Source organism: Roseateles sp. P1_C6 (assembly GCF_056406315.1).
The window spans coordinates 243,256-262,805 of the sequence record NZ_JBFUAK010000007.1 but is presented as its reverse complement, the minus strand read 5'-3'; the positions used below and the strand labels follow the sequence as shown (position 1 = coordinate 262,805).

The window sequence follows — 19,550 nt, the reverse complement described above, 5'->3', positions numbered from 1 at the left end:
CGCCCACCGATGCGCCACGCCACGCTCTGCTGGGCCGCCCTGGCCCTGCTCGCCCCGCCCATGGCCGGCGCGCAGATCCAGCTGGCGCGGGTGGAGGTGGTGGGCGTGTCGCCGGTGCCCGGCGTGGACGTGCCGCGCGAGCAGATCGCCGCCCACCTGCAGACCGCACGCGCGGCCGACCTCGAGCGCAGCCAGGCGCCGGACCTGGGCAGCTTCATGAACCGGCGCCTGGGCAGCGTCCACCTCAACGAGATGCAGGGCAACCCCTTCCAGCCGGATGTGAACTTCCGCGGCTACACGGCCTCGCCGCTGCTGGGCACGCAGCAAGGCCTGTCGCTGTACATGGACGGCGTGCGGCTGAACCAGCCCTTCGGCGATGTCGTCAGCTGGGACGTGATCCCCAAGTCCGCCATCGCGTCGATGGCGCTGCACCCGGGCTCCAACCCGCTGTTCGGCCTGAACACGCTGGGCGGCGCGCTGACGCTGCAGACCAAGGACGGCCTCAAGCACCCCGGCACGTCGGTGCAGCTGCTGGCCGGCTCGCACGGCCGGCGCGCCGCGGAGTTCGAGCACGGCGGCGCTGACGCCGGCGGCACGCACTGGTTCGTCACCGGCAACAAGTTCCGCGAGCGCGGCTGGCGGGCCGAGTCGCCGTCCGATGTGGCCCAGCTGTTCGGCAAGCTGGGCGGGCAGGTGGGCGATGCCGACGTCACCGGGACCGCCTCGCTCGCCGACACGCGCCTGAACGGCAACGGCCTGCAGGAGCAGCGCCTGCTGGCGCGCGACCGCGCCAGCGTCTACACGCGGCCCGACATCACGCGCAACCGCTCGCTGTTCCTGAACCTCGCGCTGCAGCAGACGCTGGGCGCGCACTGGACGCTGGCCGGCAACGCCTACTTCCGCGGCATGCGCACGCGCACGCACAACGGCGACCTCAACGACGACGCGCTGGACCAGTCGCTCCACCAACCCAACGCCGCCGAGCGCGCCGCGCTGGCGGCCGGCGGCTACAGCGGCTTCCCGACCGCGGGCGAGAGCGCGGCCAACACGCCCTTCCCGAGCTGGCGCTGCATCGCCCAGGCCTTGCTGCGCGACGAGCCGGCCGAGAAATGCAATGGCGTCATCCACCGGACGCGCACCCGCCAGCGCAACCATGGCATCACCGCCCAGCTCAGCCACGACGGCCCGCTGCTGGGCCTGCCCAGCCAGTCGTTGATCGGCGCGGCGGCGGATTTCAGCCGCAGCCATTTCGTGCAAGGCTCGGAGCTGGGCTACCTGAACGCCGACCGCAGCGTCACCGGCGTCGGTGCCTTCGGCGATGGCGTGAGCGGCGGCGACGTGGACGGCGCGCCCTACGACACGCGCGTGGACCTGGTCGGCCGCACGCGCACGCTGAGCCTGTTCGCCAGCACCGTGCTGACGGTGGCCCACGGCACGCAGCTGACGCTGTCCGGCCGCTACAACCAGACCACGGTGCGCAACCGCGATGCCATCACGCCCGGCGGCCGGGCTGGCTCGCTGGACGGCGATCACCGCTTCAGCCGCGTCAACCCGGCCATCGGCCTGACCTTCACGCCCAGCGCCGGCCTCCACCTCTGGGCCGGCCTCAACCAGGGCAGCCGCGACCCGTCGTCCATCGAGCTGGGCTGCGCCGACCCGGCCAACCCCTGCAAGCTGCCCAATGCCTTTGCCGGCGACCCGCCGCTGCGGCAGGTCGTCACGACGACGATGGAGACGGGCATCCGCGGCGGCACGGCCGGCGGGCTGGCGTGGAGCCTGGGCCTGTTCCGCGCCGACAACCGCGACGACCTGCTGTTCGTCGCCGACGACGCGGCCGGCTTCGGCTACTTCAGGAACTTCGGCAGGACGCGCCGCCAGGGCGTGGAGCTGAGCGTCAGCGGCCAGCCGGCCCACGGCGTGACGGCGGGCGCCAACCTGACGCTGCTGGACGCCACCTACCGCAGCGCCGAGCTCGTCAACGGCCCGTCCAACAGCAGCAACGATGCGGCGCAGGCCGGCTTGCCCGGCGTGGACGGCCACATCGGCATCAGGCCCGGCGACCGCATCCCGCTGGTGCCGCGCCACATGCTCAAGCTCTACGCCGACGTCGACTTGGGCGACGCCTGGTCCTTCGGCGCCGACGCCATCGCGATGGGCCGGGCCCTGGCGCGTGGCAACGAGAACGGCCAGCACGCGCCCGACGGCAACCACTACCTCGGGCCCGGCCACAGCGCCGGCTATGCCGTCGTCAACGTCAACGCCGCCTGGCGGCCGGCCAAGGGGGTCAAGCTGTTCGCACAGGTCAGCAACCTGCTGGCCCGCGACTACGCCGGCGCCGCGCAGCTCGGGCCCACGGGCTTCGACGAGGCGGGCCGCTTCCAGAGCCGGCCCTTCCCGGCCAACGCCAACGGCGACCGGCCGCTGCGCCATGCGACCTTCTACGCACCGGGGGCGCCGCGCAGCCTGTCGGTCGGCGTGAAGGTCGACTTCTAGGCGCAAGCCCTCGCCCGCTGCTGCGCGCTGTCACACGTGCGCTGCGGCGCGGCACAGCGGCGCGGGCAGGCCAAGCAACACCGTGCGTCCGGGCCGACCCGCGACGGCGTGCCAGCGCGGCACGCGCCGCTGTCCCCACTGCGCCGCGCGGCAACGCCCGCGCACCCCATCCGCTCCATCCCGGCACTGGCACAGCGCTTGCGCAAAGCGCTGCGGCCATTCACACCACTGGAGACAACATGAACAGCAACACCCGCACCCTCATCGCCGCCGCACTCGCCATCGCCGGCTGCTCAGCCCACGCCGTCGAACTCAAGGCCGGCGAATGGGACCTCAACATCGGCGGCATCGTCAACGCCTACTACACGCACACCAGCTGCTCCGGCTCGCAGGCGGTGGGCGGCCTCGCGCTCGCCACCCAGGGCCTGGGCTGCGGCGGCACCACCGGCCGCACGGTCATCGGCAACGGCCTGCTGCCCAACGCGCTGACCACCACGGCCAAGACGCGCCAGGAAGGCCTGGACATCAGCGCCACGCTGATGATCGGCGCGGCCGTCGCGTCGGGCGACGCCATCTCCAACAACAGCAACGTCGACGTGCGCCAGGGCTTTGTCACCTTCGGCAACGCCGACATGGGCACCGTCAAGCTGGGCCGCGACTACGGCCTGTTCGGCCATACCGCCATCCTCGGCGACATGACGCTGCTGGGCGCCGGCGCACCGGTCAGCGCCACGCAGCGCAACCGCGTCACGCTGGGCCACATCGGCTCCGGCTACACCTACCTGGGCACCTACGGCCAGGTTGCCTACAGCCTGCCCGCCAGCGGCGGCTTCTCGGCCACCGTCGCGCTGGTGAGCCCCGTGGACGCCGCCGGCACCGCCTTCACCGGCCGCAACTCGCCGCAGCTGCAGGCGCTGGCCACGGTCGCGTTCAGCGGCGGCAAGGCCTGGCTGGGCGCCAAGAGCCAGAAGTTCGACGGCCCCGCCAACACCGGCTTCACGATGAACGGCGTGGAGGTGGGCGCCAGCGTGACGGCCGGCGCGCTGGGCTTTGCGGCCAACCTGCAGTCTGGCAAAGGCCTGGGCGTGCTGTCCGACAGCGACAGCGGCAACCGCAAGCAGACCAATGTGCTGCTGCAAGCCACCTGGCAGGCCACGCCCAAGACCAAGCTGGGCCTCAACTGGGGCGAGAGCAAGCTCAAGGACGGCGCGGCCAGCGACCTGCGCGGCAACACCAATGTGACGGCGGGGCTGTACTACGGGCTGACAAAGAGCGTGACGCTGGTGGGGGAACTGAGCCGCACGACGTCCAAGCCGGTGGTGGGGAACTCGGCGCGGATGAATGGGGTGGCGTTGGGGGGGATCGTGTTTTTCTGACGCCTTGGCGCCATCGTGGCAATGCTGCGGTGGCGCTGGGAAAGTCATTGCCTAGGTTGAGCGCCGGCGGCTGCGGGAGCAGTCCACTTGTCGCATTAGGTTGTGACGTGAGACTGACGCCAGATGCCGCGGAATGTGTGCGCGAAGTTCACGAGTGGAGGCTGTTTCTGCGTGCGGCGCCCGCGGGACTAACGGGAACACTCCGCACGGACGCTCACGTCAGCCGACCTGCGGGACAACATGCTCAAAAGTGAGGATGCGGTGCGCGTGTACTGCGCCTTAGGGTCAACCTTCGATTTGAGCCCCAAAACAGCGGGTGACTCGGCCTGAGCACTGCCAGCGTGAGGGCTGCGGCTCAGAGCTGGAATTCCAAATGCAAACACCAGGGAGGGATCACGTGCAAACCGTACTGCCGACGACACACGATATCGAGTCTCACATTCCCACTTTGCGAAAACTGGATGCCGTGCGGAGACGAAGCGCACAACTCAGGGATCTTGGGATGGTTGCCCTCGACAAACTGCTGACAGAGGAAAAATCAGCCAAAAAAGATCTAATTCATAAATTGACGGCGATCCGGGTCCTCGAGGCCCATGCGCCGGGAACCACTCAAAAGCGGGCAGAGGATCTAGTCAAGAACATCAGCATCGCCCAGCTGCTGGCTGACGATTTCCAGACTCTCACGGCGGCTCAACTTGTGGCATTGGCATGCGAATCCGGGTCGCTGACCTTGACCCGCCCCACATTTCTGGCCATATATATTTTGATCGTAGAAATATACAGAATCTATCCGGGGGATTGGACGCTAGGCTCGGCGCGCGTTTCTCCAATTGGATGGCCATCCGCTTACACCACGGCTCAGTGTGTCAAGTCAATACTATCCGTTGAACGCGTGCTGCGCCGCACTGCGGAATTGCTGAGTGCAGTCCACGCCATGTCATTGGAAGAGCACGCTATTGCCGCTTCAAAAGTGCCTCCGGAATGGAAGGAGGTCCATTGCGAACACACGCGGCTAGCGGCAAGTATCACGCTCGCGAAACTCTCGAAAGGCGCGGCTATACAGATCGACTGGCCGAAAGATCCATCGCAACTGGGCACATTTCTAGAAAAAATATTCCCTGAAAAAATTGAAGCCGACTTAAAAAATATCCTCACTCAGTCGGAATCCGCCACGATCGACATCACCGTACACCGGGAAAATGACATTCTCCCAGCCGCCATGCGGAGGCGAGGAGGCGATCGCGATTTGGATCAGCTTCCAGACGAAAAAGCTTTGGCTCAAGAGCGCGCTCGCAAGGAGTTGCTCACCAGCATAGGCCATGACCGCGGACTCGCGACGATTCGCAGCGTCGTAGACTATACAAATGAAGCAATCCGCCTTTCTCAGTTAAAGGACTGGCAATCGATGTCGGACCTGTTCAACAGAGCAGCAGAAGCCATCCATCGTATCGCCGCTCCTTGCAGGGGGTATCTCTCCAACGTCATCGACCATCAACTGACCCGGCATGGAGATGGATTGGGAAGAATATGTGAGCCCGTTGAACTAGCATTTGCAGCAACGGGCTATTGCGAGTTCGGGATACCCAACAATGACGCGGACGCTGCCCGCATCGCAAAAGCTACTAATATTGTTTTCAGCTGCATTGAGCCTGATGGGGGCGGCCGCAACAAGCGACCGTTCCACCGGCTAGAACGCGGTTCAGACTTGGTGGCAAGCAATACGTTCTTGCTCAAAGCCGCGAGCGAGCTCATCCGTTTCGCCGGCTTCGACATGCCAGAGGAAATTGCATCGCGCTTTCTGCCGTTCTTTGAAGATCGCCTAGTCAAAAACCCGTCCAATGGCCAGGTGGACGGCTGGCGCAGCGAGCATGATCGATCTGTAGAAGGCGCGCGCTTGTGGTCGACGGCATGCGCGGTGGATACCCTCAGCATGATTAATGCCGTCCTTGACGAGCACATCAACCAAATCGTACTAGAGCATTTCAGCGTCAAACGTTCGGTCGCTGGACCGAAACTGGAAAACCTTTTCTTTTCAGACTACGGCTTGGCGAGCGCCAAAAGCGTGAGTGATTCACGAGTCAATAAATACTCTCGGTCATCCGTTGCGCTGACTTTGCAAAGGATGCGAGCCCACGTGCTCCGAACGGGCCCAGTGGATAGATTGCATTCCATTGTTCTGCACGGACCCGCCGGGACCGGCAAAACGACGCTTCTTGAAGCGCTCGCCGTTTCATGTGAATGTCCACTGGTTGAAGTCACTCCAAGCGACCTCTCGAAACTCGGTGCCGACGCCATCGAACAGCGTGCCCGAGCCGTTTTCGAAGCTCTCTCTCTGTTGACGCGCGCAGTTATTATTCTCGATGAATTCGACCCAGTACTTAAGCGGCGCAATCACTCCAACACCGGAGAATCAAACGCCTTCTCATTCTTAACTCCTGGCATGCTGCCGAAATTGAAGGCTTTGAGCGAAAGCGCCAAATACCGATCAGTGGCCTATGCGCTGGTTACGAATTTAATTGGAACCTTGGACGAAGCCGCAACCCGGCAGGGTCGATTCGATGAGAAGGTTGGGGTGTATCCGCCAGACCCACTTTCTCGCCTCGGATACCTGCGATTGGCTGCCGAAAAATTCATAGTCGGCAGGAAACTCAAGATCAATGAAAGTCGATTGTTTGAGGTAAGCGCCAAAACCGCGGGGCTGGGCATGACCGCTCTCATGATGGACGGGTGGTTCAGAGGCTCGAACGAAAAGCTGGTGGCAAGTCGCCCGCTCGGCTATGTTTTGGAGCAATGCAATCAGCTCACCACCCCGTTTCCAGATCCAGAGGATCGTCATCCAAGTAAACCTATGGGCTCAGGACTGGCGGCCGAGCGAGAATGGGCGCAATGGGGATGGATCGTTTCATGGGACAGCAAATTCGAAGAGTTGGCGAAACATGCCACAGCCAGCACGATCAAACGCAAAACTACGGAAGTCAGAGAATGGGTTGGGAAATCCTCCGATAAATCCATTGAGAGTCTAGAAAACATACTTACGGATATTCGACGGCGTGCTTGAATACTTGAAGTGCTGTTTCGCGCGATGATCAGTTCACATTGCAGGCCTCGACGCGCAGGCCGTTGCGGACCAAGCACGCCAGCAAATAGCGGCGCAGTTCGAGGGCATAGGTCGGACGCAGGCCTCAAACCTAAAGTTGGCATGGCAATTGACCTGATCATCACGTTGCAACGCGCAGCGATCGATCTCCCGCTGCTGACCACCTCCCTTCGCCAGCACGCCGCTCAGTCGGAAGGCACGCAGGTCTACACCTCCCCCGCCGCCTTCGAAGCCTTCATCCGCGGCGGCGGCAATGTGCCCCTGTATGAGCGCGTCAGCGCGGAGCTGGCGAGCCACTACACGCCCCACGTCCGCTCGCTGCTGGACATCGGCTGCGGCGACGGCCATGCCCTCTTTCCGGCACTGGCCGCGGCATCCCACTCGCACGCGCTGGCGCGCCTGACACTGGTGGAGCCGGCCAGCGCGCTGCTAGCCAGCGCCATGGCGCGCGCCCAATCGGAGCAGCCTGCGCTGCCCGTGCAGGCGCTGAACGAGGGCCTGGGCGTCTTCGCTGCCAAGCTCGGGCCTGACGACAGCAACCACCGCTGGGACCTCGCCCAGGCCACCTTCGCGCTGCAGGCCATCCCCGAGCCGGAACGCTGGGCCGGCCTCGCGCGGCTGCGCGCCCACGTGAGGCGGCTGGTGATCGTGGAGTTCGACATTCCCGACCTGCAGCGCGGCACTGACGCCTACGTGGCCTCGCTCGCGCAGCGCTACGAGCGCGCGCTGGGCGAGTACGAGGGCAACACGCGCGACCTCGTCGCCCAGGGCTTTCTCGTGCCGATGTTTCTCGGCCAGCTCGACGCGCAGACGGCCGCGACGAATTGGGAGCACCCGATGCCCGTGTGGCGCGACAAGCTCGAAGCCCTGGGCTGGCGGGTGCAGCGCCTGGCGCACATCAGCGACTACTTCTGGGCCCCGGCCTTCGTGCTGGTGGCCGAGGCTTGAACTGACGGCGCACGCGGGCCGCAGGCCCGGGCGCCCGCCCCTGCTGCCCCATGGCCATCCTGAAGATGAAGGACGCTTCGCCGCGCTGGCGCCACCCACCTCACCGCAAACGGGGCCGCAGGCGCACAGTGCCTCGGCGCACCACCGCGCGAACGCATTCACCGGCGTCGACAGGTGAGGAGGTCTTCAACATGAACTTCACGAAGCACATCCGGACGGGGCTGTTGGCGGCAACTTGGGTGATGGTTGGCGCTGCGGCATTCGCGCAGGAGTCCAGCTACAAGCCGAGCACGGTGTGGAACTTCTCCAGCGTCAAGGTCGAGCCCGGGCAGTTCGAGACCTACATGGACTTCCTGGCCAAGACCTGGAAGAAGAACAACGAGTTCGGCAAGAAGGAGGGCAACATCGTGTCGTACCACGTGTTCCAGGTGAACAACCCGCGCGAGGGCGAGCCCGACCTGATCCTGGCCATCGAGTCCAAGGACTATCTGACGACGGCGCAGCAGTTGGAGTTGCAGAAGAAGTACGAGGCCTTCATGGCCATGGACCCGCACAAGATGGAAGCGGCGTCTGGCGAGCGCAAGGTGATGCGCAAGCTGGCGGGCAGCATGGAGTTGCAGGAGCTGGTGCTGAAGTAAGCGGGCCAGGGGGAAAAAAGCCGACAGGCAGCGATGCATGTCGGCTTGTTAATTCACCGCTTCCAGCCGGCCTACTGGGCGTTCACCTTCAGCCAGTTCAGGTTCCATTCCTTGCCGATGGATTTCAGCCGCAGCGTGTGGTTGCCGGCCGTCATGGCGAAGGGGGCGCTGGTCTGCGTGACCCAGGCCTGCCAGCCGCCGGTGTTGGGCACGGCCATCACGTTCACCGCCTTCACGCCGTCCACCCAGACCTCGAAGCCGGTGCTGCCGTTGGCGGTCGCCAGGCGGTAGTCGAGGGTGAACTGGCCGGCGGTGGCGACATTGATCTTGAACTCGATGTAGTCGTCCGGGTCGAAGTGGCCCACGTCCTGCCCGCCGCCGGCATCGCTGCAGTTCTCCAGCTCGATGCCGCTCATCGCGGTGAAAGCCTCGGCCTGGATCGTCGCCGGCACGGGCACGTACTGCAGCGTGGTGCTGACGGCGTCGCTGTAGAAGCTCTCGTTGGCGGCCGTGAGTGCCGTCACCACGTAGTAGTAGGTCGTGCCGGGGACGGCGGTGCTGTCGGCGTGCGTGGCGGTCGCGACCTTGTCGGCCAGCTTGGCGTAGTTGCCCGCCGCGCTGCTGGCGCGGTAGACGTTGTAGCCGGTGACCTTGGCGTCCGTGCTGGCGGTCCAGCTGAGCGCGTTGCCGCCCGCGCCCTCGGTCAGCTTCAGTCCGGCAGGCCGCGCCGGCAGCTGGAAGACCTCCGGCGCCGTGGCGCTCACCAGCCACTGGGCCAGGCCCGAGTGCGGCTCGTTGGCCTGCGTGGCGTAGCTCTTGAACAAGGCCTCGATCTCGGCCACGGTGGCGGTGGTGAAGTCCACCTTGCCGTTCATGTCGATGACGTCCTTGCCCTGCACCGGCGGCTTGTCGAGCAGGTACATCTCGGCCCAGGTGTTGGCGCTGCCGTTGTCCTTGAACACGCCGCTGAGCGTGTAGGTCTTGCCGCCTTGCAGCGTGACGGCCTGGTAGACGCCGCCGTTGATCTCACCCGTCACGCCTGCCGGCCGCGTCACGCGCAGCACGGCGCCGTCGCTGCCTGTCGGGGCCTTGCCGGCGGTCGCGTCGTTGAAGTCCAGGTTCAGGCTGCCGCTGATGGTCAGGGGCGTCCAGCCCGTGCTTGAGCCGAAACCGCCGTTGGTGATGACTTCGGCGTTGCTGGCGGCGTCGACGATGCTGATCTTGTCGAAGGTCACGTCCGGGTTGCTGCCGCCCACCGCGCCGCTCTTGATGACGAAGTAGTAGGTCTTGGCGCCCGTGCCGCCCACCTTGATGGCGGGCGCCTTCACCGCGCAGGCGTTGGCGAAGCTGGCGTCCCAGCCGGCGCAGTCCCAGGTGCTGGCCTTGGCGACCATGCCCACACCAGTGTCGAAGTTGGTGTTGACCGCGTTGGTCACCATGCCCCACGTGCCCTTGCCCGAACCGCCGGCCGGGCTGACCAGCTTGTAGGCCCACGACGTGGACGCCCAGCCATAGCTGGCGTAGGTGTCGTAGGTGGCGCGACCGATCTGGCCGCCCAGGTCCAGGCCCGCGCCCTGCCAGGGCTGGAACTCGCCGACCAGCAGCGGGATCTTCAGGTCGCTGACCTGCTTGTTGTAGGCGCACACGCCCGTGGTGCCGGTGGGGCCGCAGCGCAGCCAGTCGCGGTGGACCATGTAGGCCGTGTCACCCGGCCGGTCGCCGAACAGGCCCGGGTAGGGGTGGATCTCGAAGGCCACGTTGGTGAAGCCCTTGGCCGTCGGGTTGCCATAGCCATCGATGCTGCCGTAGTGGCTGGGCAGCAGCACGATGTGCTTGGCATCGACGGCGCGGATGGTCTGGTACAGGTCCTCCACGCGCGTCACCATGGCTTCGGCGGTGGAGCCCCAGGGCTCGTTGAGCGGGTCATAGGCCGCGACGACGGGCTCGTCCTTGTACTTGGTCGCGATCTGCTGCCACAGCCAGCGCGTGCGCTCCTGCGCATCGGCATCCGTCCAGTACTTGTTCTGGCCGGCGCAGCCGGTGTGGTCGTTGGGCGTCTGGCCGCCGGGCGCGCCGTGCAGGTCCAGGATCACGTAGATGCCACGCTTCTTGGCTTCGGCAATGCTCCAGTCCAGGTACTTCCAGGCATCGGCGCGCAGCGTCTTGGGCTTCTTCTCGTCTTCGATGACGCTCCACAGGATGGGCAGGCGCACGACGTTGAAGCCGAAGGCCTTCAGCTGGTCCCAGTCGCGCTCGGTGATCCAGCTGTCGCGGAACAGCTTGATCAGGCGCTCCTTCTCGTCATGGCCGAAGCGCTCGGTCAGCTTGGCCTCCAGCGTGCACTGGTCGGTCACGCCGTTGCCGCCCTGGCCCATCATCCAGAACTCCTGCACCAGCCAGTTGCCGAGGTTGGTGCCCTTGAGCAGCACCTGCTTGCCGCTGGCGTCCACCCACTTCGTGCCGTCGGTCTTCAGCAGGGCCAGTGGCTCCGGCGTGGGCGTCGGGGTGGGGGTGGTGGGCGTTGGTGTCGCCGCGCCGGCGCCCGAGCCGCCGCCACAGCCCGCCAGCAAAGCGGCAGCCAGCAGGCTGCCCAACCATGCGCCGCGCAGGGCGCCGCCGAGGCGACCCACAGCGGCGCCTCGTCCGATCCATCGTTGATCCACGTCTTGTCTCCGTTTGTCTGTTTGTTTGGAACCGGTTCCAATTCAGTATCGGAGAGGCAGCGATGGCGTGTCAACTTCCGCAACCCGCGCGTCGATGACGCGGCACCCGCCTACGCCATGACGGCCCGGCGCTGCCTAGCATCAGCGCAGCCGGCAACCGTTGAGGCAGGGCCGGCCCGCGGCCCGCGCGGGGCAGGACTCGGCGTAGAACCACATGACAAAGGCGGCAATGACTTCCACTTGGGTAGCCATCCTGGCGACGGCAATCGTCACGCTGCTGGGCGTGCTGCTGTTCCAGAACCTGGGCAGCCATGAGAAGAAGATCGACCAGAAGCTGCCCAAGCTGTACGAGACCGACGACGCGGAGTTCCGCCGCGCGTTGAGCGCCCTGCTGGGCCCGCCGCTGGTGGAGGGCAACCAGGTGGAGACGCTGCTGAACGGCGACGAGATCTTCCCGGCCATGCTCGCCGCGATCCGCTCGGCGCGCACCACGGTGAACTTCGAGACCTACATCTACTGGTCGGGCAGCATCGGGCGGGAATTCGTCGACGCGCTGACCGAGCGCGCGCGGGCGGGCATCAAGGTGAACGTGCTGCTGGACTGGGTGGGCAGCATGAAGATGGACCAGGCGATGCTGGACGAGATGAAAGCCGCCGGCGTGGTGTGCGAGCGCTTCCACGAGCCGCGCTGGGCCAACTGGGGCCGCATGAACAACCGCACGCACCGCAAGCTGCTGGTGGTGGACGGCCGCATCGGCTTCACCGGCGGCGTGGGCATCGCCGACCAGTGGCGCGGCCACGCCCGCAACGAGACGGAGTGGCGCGACACGCATTACCGCGTGACGGGGCCGGTGGTGGCGCAGATGCAGTCGGTGTTCCTGGACAACTGGATGCGCGCGACCGGCGAGGTGCTGCACGGCGAGGCCTACTTCCCGGCGCTGGCACCGACGGGCGACTATGTCGCGCAGATGTTCAGCAGCTCGCCCAGCGGCGGCAGCGAGAGCATGCACCTGATGTACCTGCTGTCCATCACGGCGGCGCGCAAGACCATCGACCTGGCCAACTCCTATTTCGTGCCCGACGACCTGACCGTCCAGACGCTGGTGGACGCCGCGCACCGCGGCGTGAAGATCCGCGTGCTGACGCCCAGCGGCCACATCGACTCGGAGACCGTGCGCAAGGCGTCGCGCAGCACCTGGGGGCCGATGCTGGAGGCCGGCATCGAGTTCGCCGAGTACCAGCCGACGATGTTCCATGTGAAGGGCCTGGTGGTGGATGGCGTGTTCGCGTCGGTGGGCTCCACCAACTTCGACAACCGCTCGTTCCGGCTCAACGACGAGGCCAACCTGAACGTGCTGAACGCCGAGTTCGGCCGCCAGCAGCAGCGTGTGTTCGACGCGGACTGGGCCAAGGCGCGCCGCATCACGCTGGCGCAGTGGCAGCACCGCCCCTTGTCGGAACGGCTGTGGGAGCGGCTCGCCCGCATCTTGCGCACGCAGCTCTGAGCTGCGGCCTTGCAGTGCTTGCCCCTGATGCCGGCGGCGTGGCGCTGGCATCTCTCGTCTCGCATGCCCCCGCACGCCAGCAACCGTCACGCCAGGCTGGCATGCTTCGCCCATCCACGCCGCCGTACGCCGCACCATGACCGCGCTCCCCTCGCCCCGCCCCAACCCATCCGCCGACCGCGACCAGGCGCTGGGCGAGGAAATCGCCAACGCCATCAGCCACGGCCTGGGCGTCGTGCTGGCCATCGCGGCGCTGCCCATCCTGGTCATCCGCGCGATGAACCACGGCGGCGCGGCCGATGTGGTGGCCGCGGCCATCTTTGCCGCGACGATGATCCTGCTGTACAGCGTCTCCACGCTGTACCACGCGCTGCCCAGCAGCCTGTGGCAGGGCCGCGCGAAGGCCGTGCTGCTGCGGCTGGACCACGCGGCCATCTACGTCTTCATCGCCGGCAGCTACACGCCGTTCACGCTGGGCGTGCTGCACACCGGCCCGGGCGTCACGCTGCTGATCGCCGTCTGGGCCGCGGCCGCGTTCGGCGTGGCCATCAAGCTGCTGAACCGGCTCAGGCACCGCTTCGTGTCCACCGGCCTGTACCTGGCCATGGGCTGGGTGGTGGTGTTCGCGGCCGGGCCGCTGGTGACGCGCCTGCCCGCGGCGGGCCTGACGCTGCTGGTGGCCGGCGGCCTGAGCTACACGCTGGGGGCCTTCGTCTTCCTTCTGGACAACCGGGTGCGCTACTCGCACTTCGTCTGGCACTTGTTCGTGCTGGGCGGCAGCGTCTGCCACTTCTTCGCGGCGCTCTGGTACGCCTACGGCTGAACGCCGATGGTTGCGCGCGTTCGCACGGCTGCATCGGGCGGCCACAGCCTGGGCAAGCGCGTCGCTGCCGCGCTGCTGGCCGGCGGCCTGCAGCTCGCGGCCCACGCGCAGGCCGCCGCCGACGTGCCGCAGCGCGGCTGGCTGCGTTTCGCGGACGGCAACGTGCTGACCGGCGTGCTGCTGGCCCGCACGCCCACCGGCGGCGTGGTGAGGACGGATCGCTTTGGCGAGCTGGCTTTCCGCGACGGCGAGGCGCGCTTCGAACCGGAGCCCGCCACGGCAGCGGCGCCCCCGCCGCCGCCCGCCACGCCCGAGTCCGACGGCCTGGGCTGGCGGCCGGCGAACTGGTCCATCGGCGTGTCGGGCTACTGGCAGCAGAAGGCCGGCTCGACGACCAGCGACCTGTCGCTGGACCTGGACGCCACCTGGCGCTCGCGGCGCGACGAGCTGAAGCTGGCGCTGTCGGCCGACTACAAGGTGGTGGACAAGGGCGTGGACAACAACGAACAGACCGGCAGCCTGCGCTGGGTGCGCGAGCTGCACGGGCCGTGGGTGGGGCCTGCTGAGCACGCGCCTGCAGCGCAGCACTTTCTCGTCGGACGACCTGCCCACCATCGACTACGTGCTGGTGCAGGCCACGGCCGGCGTGGGCTGGCGCCAGGCCTGGTCGGCCGACAGCCACACGCTGGTGGCGCTGAACCTGGAGCGCATCGCGCTGGACCTGCTGAACTACGACCGCCGCCTGTACGAGAGCGCCACCTCGCTGCTGCTGGAGAACCACCTGCGCCTGAGCCCCAAGGTGCGCTTCGACAACACGCTGCTGGTGTACCGCTGGCCGGGCGGCGGCACCGGTGTCGACAGCACGGCGGAGCTGAGCTACGACCTGACCGAGAGCATCCGCGTGGGCCTGCGCCATGAGTCGCGCCGCAACGCGGTCGACCTGGACCTGGGCCGCTACAACCGGCTGAGCCTGACGACGCACGTGGCCTTCTGAGCCAGGCCCGGCAGGCCTGTTCCTCAGTTGTGAGGACGCCGGCCCCCTGCGTTGAATGGAATCCCGGCGGCGCGCGGGAAATCCCTCTGCAGGGGCGCAGGCACAGGCGTCTGATCCCACCCCAGCTCCGAACGTCGCTGCAAGGCCCCCGCCAGGGTCTGCGCGCCTGAACGGGGTGGGGCATCAAGGCGGCGCCCTTCCAAAGCCGCACGGCACTCTCGACTGGGAGAACCTCATGGTGATCGAAATCGCGGGACGACGCCTGCGCCGGTTGGCGGCGCGCGGGCTGGCTTTGGCAGGGTTGATGTGCGCGGCCCTGGCGGCACACGCCGACGGCGGCGACAACGGCTGGCCCTCGGCGGGGCAGAACCTGAGCAACACGCGCCACCAGGAGCACGACGGCGGCATCAGCGTGCACAGCGTCGGCGGGCTGGCACAGAAATGGGTGTTCACGACCGGCGGCGACGTCTCGGCGACGCCGGCCGTTGACGAGCACACCGTCTATTTCCCGGACTGGGCGGGCAACCTCTACGCGGTGAACCGCAAGACCGGCGCGCTGGTCTGGAAGGTCGTCGTCGCGACGGCCTCCGGCACGCCGGGCGACAAGGCCCGCGCCACGCCGGTGATCACCGGCAACAAGATCATCGTCGGCACGCAGGGCAATGTGTTTGCGCCGCCACCCTACGGCGGGCCGGGCGGCAAGATGCTGGCCTTCAACAAGCACACCGGCGCGCTGCTGTGGGCCACGCAGCTGGACAGCCATTTCGGCGCCATCGTCACGCAGTCGGCCACGGTGCATGGGGACCGGGTCTTCGTCGGCGTGGCCTCGCTGGAGGAGGCGCTGGCCGGCTCGCTGGGCTTTTGCTGCAGCTTCCGCGGCAGCATGCTGGCGCTGGACGTGAACACGGGCGCCATCCTCTGGAAGACCTACATGGTGCCGCCCGGCTACTCCGGCGGCGCGATCTGGGGCAGTTCGCCGGCGGTGGACGTGAAGCGCGGCCAGGTCTACATCGCCACCGGCAACAACTACTCGGTGCCGGAACCGGTCAGGCAGTGCGTCATCGCGGCGGGCAGCGACACCAACGCGGTCAAGGCCTGCCTCGCGGCCGACAACCACTTCGACGCCGTGCTGGCGCTGGACATGAAGACGGGCGCGGTGCGCTGGGTCACCAAGGCCTTGCCGGCCGACACCTGGATCGCGGCCTGCATCGGCTTCGGCGACCCGGCCCTGTGCCCGAGCCCGACGGGTCCTGACTACGACTTCGGCCAGGCGCCGGCGTTGTTCACCATCAAGGCCGATGGCAAGGGCAACGGCAAGGGCAAGCCCAGCGACGTCGTCGGAGCCGGCCAGAAGAGCGGCAAGTACTGGGCGCTGGACCCGGACACCGGCGCGGTCAAGTGGGTGACCCAGGCCGGCCCCGGCGGCACCGGCGGCGGACTGCAGTGGGGCTCGGCGGTGGACGGCAAGCGCGTCTACACCGCCAACGCCAACAGCGACATGGTGCCCTGGCCCGCGGCCGGCGGCCTGACCAGCGGCGTGTGGAGCGGCATCGACGCGGCCACCGGCCAGGTGCTGTGGCAGACGCGACCGTCGGGCGGCGGCAGCACCTCGGGCCCGGTGACGACGACCAACGGCGTCGTCTTCGGCTGCTCCCTGGACCGCACCAACGGCTACATGTACGCGCTGGACGCCGCCACCGGCGTGGAGCTGTGGAAGTTCTCCAGCGGCGGCTCCTGCCTGTCGGGCGCGGCCATCTCCAAGGGCCAGGTCTTCTGGGGCTCGGGCTACAGCAACCTGTTCGGCGCCTTCGGTGGGCCGAACAACAAGTTGTACGCGTTCGAGATCCGGTAGCGCGCTGACGCCCCCTGGCCGGCGTCGCGGTCGCGGCGCCGGCGCTGCTGGCGGCGCCCACGTTGGGCGCCCCGAGCGTGATCTAACGCCGCCGCGCCGAGCAAGTCGCCACGCACCGCCCAACACAGGGCTTGACGGGCGTGGTACATTCGGCGGATAGATTCGCACAAGACCGTTTCCTCAAGGTCTTATCTGCAGCCCCGCTGGCCACCCCCTGGCCCTTCTTGCGAGCGGCTCGCTACAGCTTCAACTCCCGGTGAGTGTTCTTGAGTGTTTCTGTCTCCGCGCGGCATGACGCCAGCGGAGGGTTTTTATCCATCTACACATTTCCCAAGGAAACACCATGACTACAGAAACCGGCACCGTGAAGTGGTTCGACGACGGCAAGGGCTTCGGCTTCATCACGCCTGACAACGGCGGCAAGGACCTCTTCGCCCACCACAGCGAAATCAAGAACGGCGGCGGCTTCCGCTCGCTGGCCGAAGGCGCCAAGGTGCAGTTCGAATCCACGCAAGGCCTGAAGGGCCCGCAGGCTTCGAACATCCGCACGCTCTGACGTTGCCCGGGCGCATGTGCGCCCGCCAACTGCCGCAGCCGGCATGTGCCGGCGTGCGGCAATACAAAAAGAAGAAGAAAATGCATAACAACAAAAACAACATCGAGGTGGGACGCTTTCTGGTCTCGCCCATGACGCAGGCCCGCGAGGGCGGCGGTTTCGACGCGCTGGTGTCGATCCGCTCCGGACGTGGCATGGCCAGCGTGGACCGTGTCATGCGGTTCACGCCGCAGTTCGGCAGCCCGCAGGCGGCGCTGCGCTACGCCAAGGCCCAAGGCCTGGCCTGGGCGCATTGCCATTGATTGCACGCGCTCCAGCAGCGCCTCCCGCCGGCACGACCACGTGCTCGGCGTTTCGTTCAACCTCTCTGTAGCGGAGCCCCACACTTGGCCAAAGAAGAACTGATTGAAATGCAGGGCGTCGTCCATGAAGTCCTGCCCGACTCGCGCTTTCGCGTCACGCTGACGAACGGCCACCAGGTCATCGCCTACACGGGCGGCAAGATGCGCAAGCATCACATCCGCATCCTGGCCGGCGACAACGTGTCGCTGGAGATGTCGCCCTATGACCTGAGCAAGGGCCGCATCACCTTCCGCCACCTGGAACGCCGCGGCCCTGCGCCGACCGGCGGTGGCTCGGGCCAGCGCCGCTAAGCGCTCCCGTCCCTCGTCCTCGATCGGCCGCCATGGCACGCCTGGCGGCCGATTGCTTTTGGGGCATCCAGCGCTGCAACCGCTGCGTAGACCGGCCATGCCCCCGTTGAAGACCTGCCTGCTGCTGCTCGCGGCCATCGTGCTCGTGGGCGCGCTGGTGGCATGCGCCCCCGTGCGGGTGCTGAACGCGCTGGCGCCCGGCAGCACGCACACGCGCACGACCGGCTTGGCCTACGGGCCTGGCCCGCGCCAGCAGCTGGACGTCTACCGCCCCAGCAGCGCAGCACCGCCCGGTGGCTGGCCGGTGGTGGTGTTCTTCTACGGCGGCTCGTGGAACCGTGGCGAGCGCGGCGACTTCGCCTTCGTCGGCGAGGCGCTGGCCGCGCGCGGCATGCTGGCACTGGTGGCCGACTACCGCCTCTACCCCGAGGTCCGCTACCCCGACTTCCTGCGCGACAGCGCCGCCGCGCTGGCCTGGGGGCTGGGCCATGCCCAGGGCCTGGGCGGCAACCCGCGGCGCGTCCATGTGATGGGCCACAGCGCCGGGGCGTACAACGCCGCCATGCTGGCGCTAGACCCGCGCTGGCTGGCGGCCACGGGCCACACGCCGCGCGAGCTGGCCGGTTTCGTCGGCCTGGCCGGGCCCTACGACTTCCTGCCCATGACCAACCCGGACGCGCAGCCGGTGTTCTTCCATCCCGACTACCCGCCAGGCACGCAGCCGCTGGAGCACGCCGGCGCGGCGGCGCCGCGCACGTTCCTCGGCGCCGCCAAGGACGACACGCTGGTGGACCCGCGGCGCAACACGCTGGGCCTGGCCTCGCGGCTGCAGGCCGCCGGCGTGCCGGTGACGGTGAAGCTCTACGACCGCGTCAACCACGTGACGCTGATCGCCGCCTTGGGTGCGCCGCTGCGCTGGCTGGCGCCGGTGCTGGACGACGTGGCGGGCTTCGTCAACGACGCGCCCGCCGCGGCCTCGCCATGACAACGGCCGCCCGAGGGCGGCCGTCTGCGGGGTGGGCTGACCTCAGCCGCGGCGGCGGCGCGCCGCACCGGCCGCCAGCAGGCCGCCAGCCACCAGCAGCAGCGAGGCCGGCTCGGGCACGCCGTTGGGCGTCGTGACGAGCTGCAGCGAGGTGGTCATCGTGAAGTTGGAGCCGCTGGTGTGGCGCTCGGCCTGGAAGACGTCCAGCGTGTAGTTGCTGCCGTCCACGAGGCCCAGCGCCGCGGCTTGGGCGTTCAGGTCGACGCTGGCACCGGCAGCGCCGTGCACGCCGCCCAGGTCGATGGCCAGGATGCCGTTGATGAAGACCCAGACGTCGTCATCGCCGGTGAAGGCGAAGCTGTCGTTGTTGCCAGCCTGGTAGGTGAAGTTGGTGTGGAACTCGGTCGTGAAGCCGAAGTTGTGACCACCCAGGCCCTGCGCCAGCAGTTGGCCGTCGATGGGGAAGAAGCTGTTGCTGCTGAACTGGTAGGTCGTCGCCGTGATCGGGTCCAGCGTGATCGTGATGCTGCCGGTGCGGTTGACGCTGGGATCGTCGTGGTACCACTGGGCGAAGGACGCGTCGCTGGTCACCGTGGGGTGGTTGGCCGACAGCACGGGCTTGCCGTCCGGGCCCAGTGTGGACTTGACGATGCCGGTGGCACTGCCGAGGTAGGCCTCGAAGTCCGGGTGGCCGCCGACGCCGCCGGACGTGGTGTTGACGAAGTTGAAGTCGCGGATGGTGCCGGTCAGCGTGATCGGGGCCGCCTGCACGGCCAGCGGCAGGGCGGCCGCCAGCGCGGCGACAACAGTGAGCAACTTGGACATGGCGGTCTCGCAGGGCTGATTGATTCCTTCAACCACGCAAAACTGATGCCACGCCCGTCATTTCTTTTGCAATCAAGGCCTTAGCCCCAGCCGACGCGGCCGATGCCGGCAGACTGTCAAGGGCGTCGACAGCGCCGGACGGC

15 protein-coding genes are annotated in these 19,550 nt (G+C 67.3%); 13 read left to right on the top strand and 2 right to left on the bottom strand.

Going from position 1 to position 19,550, the window contains the following annotated elements; genetic code table 11:
* Positions 1 to 9: 9 nt before the first annotated feature.
* The 5 genes from AC1D29_RS17100 to AC1D29_RS17080 all read left to right on the top strand — a co-directional run bounded on the left by AC1D29_RS17100 (position 10) and on the right by AC1D29_RS17080 (position 8,552).
* On the top strand, positions 10 to 2,493 hold the full coding sequence (locus AC1D29_RS17100) for a TonB-dependent receptor (protein ID WP_477899523.1): 2,484 nt from the start codon (positions 10 to 12) through the stop codon (positions 2,491 to 2,493).
* A gap of 239 nt (positions 2,494 to 2,732) precedes the next feature.
* On the top strand, positions 2,733 to 3,869 hold the full coding sequence (locus AC1D29_RS17095) for a porin (RefSeq protein ID WP_477899521.1): 1,137 nt from the start codon (positions 2,733 to 2,735) through the stop codon (positions 3,867 to 3,869).
* A gap of 502 nt (positions 3,870 to 4,371) precedes the next feature.
* On the top strand, positions 4,372 to 6,927 hold the full coding sequence (locus tag AC1D29_RS17090) for an AAA family ATPase (protein ID WP_477899519.1): 2,556 nt from the start codon (positions 4,372 to 4,374) through the stop codon (positions 6,925 to 6,927).
* 141 nt (positions 6,928 to 7,068) lie between these two features.
* Complete coding sequence (locus AC1D29_RS17085; protein ID WP_477899518.1) at positions 7,069 to 7,914, top strand: hypothetical protein; 846 nt, start codon at positions 7,069 to 7,071, stop codon at positions 7,912 to 7,914.
* A 191-nt stretch (positions 7,915 to 8,105) separates the two neighbouring features.
* A complete protein-coding gene (locus tag AC1D29_RS17080) occupies positions 8,106 to 8,552 on the top strand; it encodes a hypothetical protein (RefSeq protein WP_477899516.1) in 447 nt (148 codons plus the stop codon).
* A gap of 71 nt (positions 8,553 to 8,623) precedes the next feature.
* On the opposite strand, the gene AC1D29_RS17075 is transcribed toward AC1D29_RS17080, so the two are convergent.
* Complete coding sequence (locus tag AC1D29_RS17075) at positions 8,624 to 11,215, bottom strand: cellulase family glycosylhydrolase (RefSeq protein WP_477899514.1); 2,592 nt, start codon at positions 11,213 to 11,215, stop codon at positions 8,624 to 8,626.
* 229 nt (positions 11,216 to 11,444) lie between these two features.
* On the opposite strand from AC1D29_RS17075, the gene AC1D29_RS17070 reads away from it, so the two are divergent.
* The 8 genes from AC1D29_RS17070 to AC1D29_RS17035 all read left to right on the top strand — a co-directional run bounded on the left by AC1D29_RS17070 (position 11,445) and on the right by AC1D29_RS17035 (position 18,582).
* Positions 11,445 to 12,719 carry a phospholipase D-like domain-containing protein gene (locus AC1D29_RS17070; RefSeq protein WP_477899512.1) on the top strand — a complete coding sequence of 425 codons (1,275 nt, stop codon included), beginning with the start codon at positions 11,445 to 11,447 and terminating at the stop codon, positions 12,717 to 12,719.
* A gap of 136 nt (positions 12,720 to 12,855) precedes the next feature.
* Complete coding sequence (trhA, locus tag AC1D29_RS17065) at positions 12,856 to 13,542, top strand: PAQR family membrane homeostasis protein TrhA (RefSeq protein ID WP_477899510.1); 687 nt, start codon at positions 12,856 to 12,858, stop codon at positions 13,540 to 13,542.
* Positions 13,543 to 14,164: 622 nt separating this feature from the next.
* Positions 14,165 to 14,536: a hypothetical protein gene (locus AC1D29_RS17060; RefSeq protein ID WP_477899508.1), complete on the top strand. Its 372-nt coding sequence runs from the start codon at positions 14,165 to 14,167 to the stop codon at positions 14,534 to 14,536.
* A gap of 235 nt (positions 14,537 to 14,771) precedes the next feature.
* Positions 14,772 to 16,388 (top strand): outer membrane protein assembly factor BamB family protein, encoded by a 1,617-nt coding sequence (locus AC1D29_RS17055; protein ID WP_477899506.1) that lies wholly within the window; start codon positions 14,772 to 14,774, stop codon positions 16,386 to 16,388.
* Between the two features lie 343 nt (positions 16,389 to 16,731).
* On the top strand, positions 16,732 to 16,944 hold the full coding sequence (locus AC1D29_RS17050) for a cold-shock protein (RefSeq protein WP_477899504.1): 213 nt from the start codon (positions 16,732 to 16,734) through the stop codon (positions 16,942 to 16,944).
* Positions 16,945 to 17,024: 80 nt separating this feature from the next.
* Positions 17,025 to 17,246, top strand: a complete 222-nt coding sequence (locus AC1D29_RS17045; RefSeq protein WP_477899502.1) for a hypothetical protein — start codon at positions 17,025 to 17,027, stop codon at positions 17,244 to 17,246.
* A gap of 84 nt (positions 17,247 to 17,330) precedes the next feature.
* Positions 17,331 to 17,597, top strand: a complete 267-nt coding sequence (gene infA, locus AC1D29_RS17040; RefSeq protein ID WP_477899500.1) for a translation initiation factor IF-1 — start codon at positions 17,331 to 17,333, stop codon at positions 17,595 to 17,597.
* Between the two features lie 97 nt (positions 17,598 to 17,694).
* Positions 17,695 to 18,582: an alpha/beta hydrolase gene (locus AC1D29_RS17035; protein ID WP_477899498.1), complete on the top strand. Its 888-nt coding sequence runs from the start codon at positions 17,695 to 17,697 to the stop codon at positions 18,580 to 18,582.
* A gap of 42 nt (positions 18,583 to 18,624) precedes the next feature.
* Here AC1D29_RS17035 and AC1D29_RS17030 read toward each other — a convergent pair whose 3' ends face one another.
* Positions 18,625 to 19,407 (bottom strand): fibro-slime domain-containing protein, encoded by a 783-nt coding sequence (locus AC1D29_RS17030; protein ID WP_477899496.1) that lies wholly within the window; start codon positions 19,405 to 19,407, stop codon positions 18,625 to 18,627.
* Between the last annotated feature and the right edge of the window lie 143 nt (positions 19,408 to 19,550).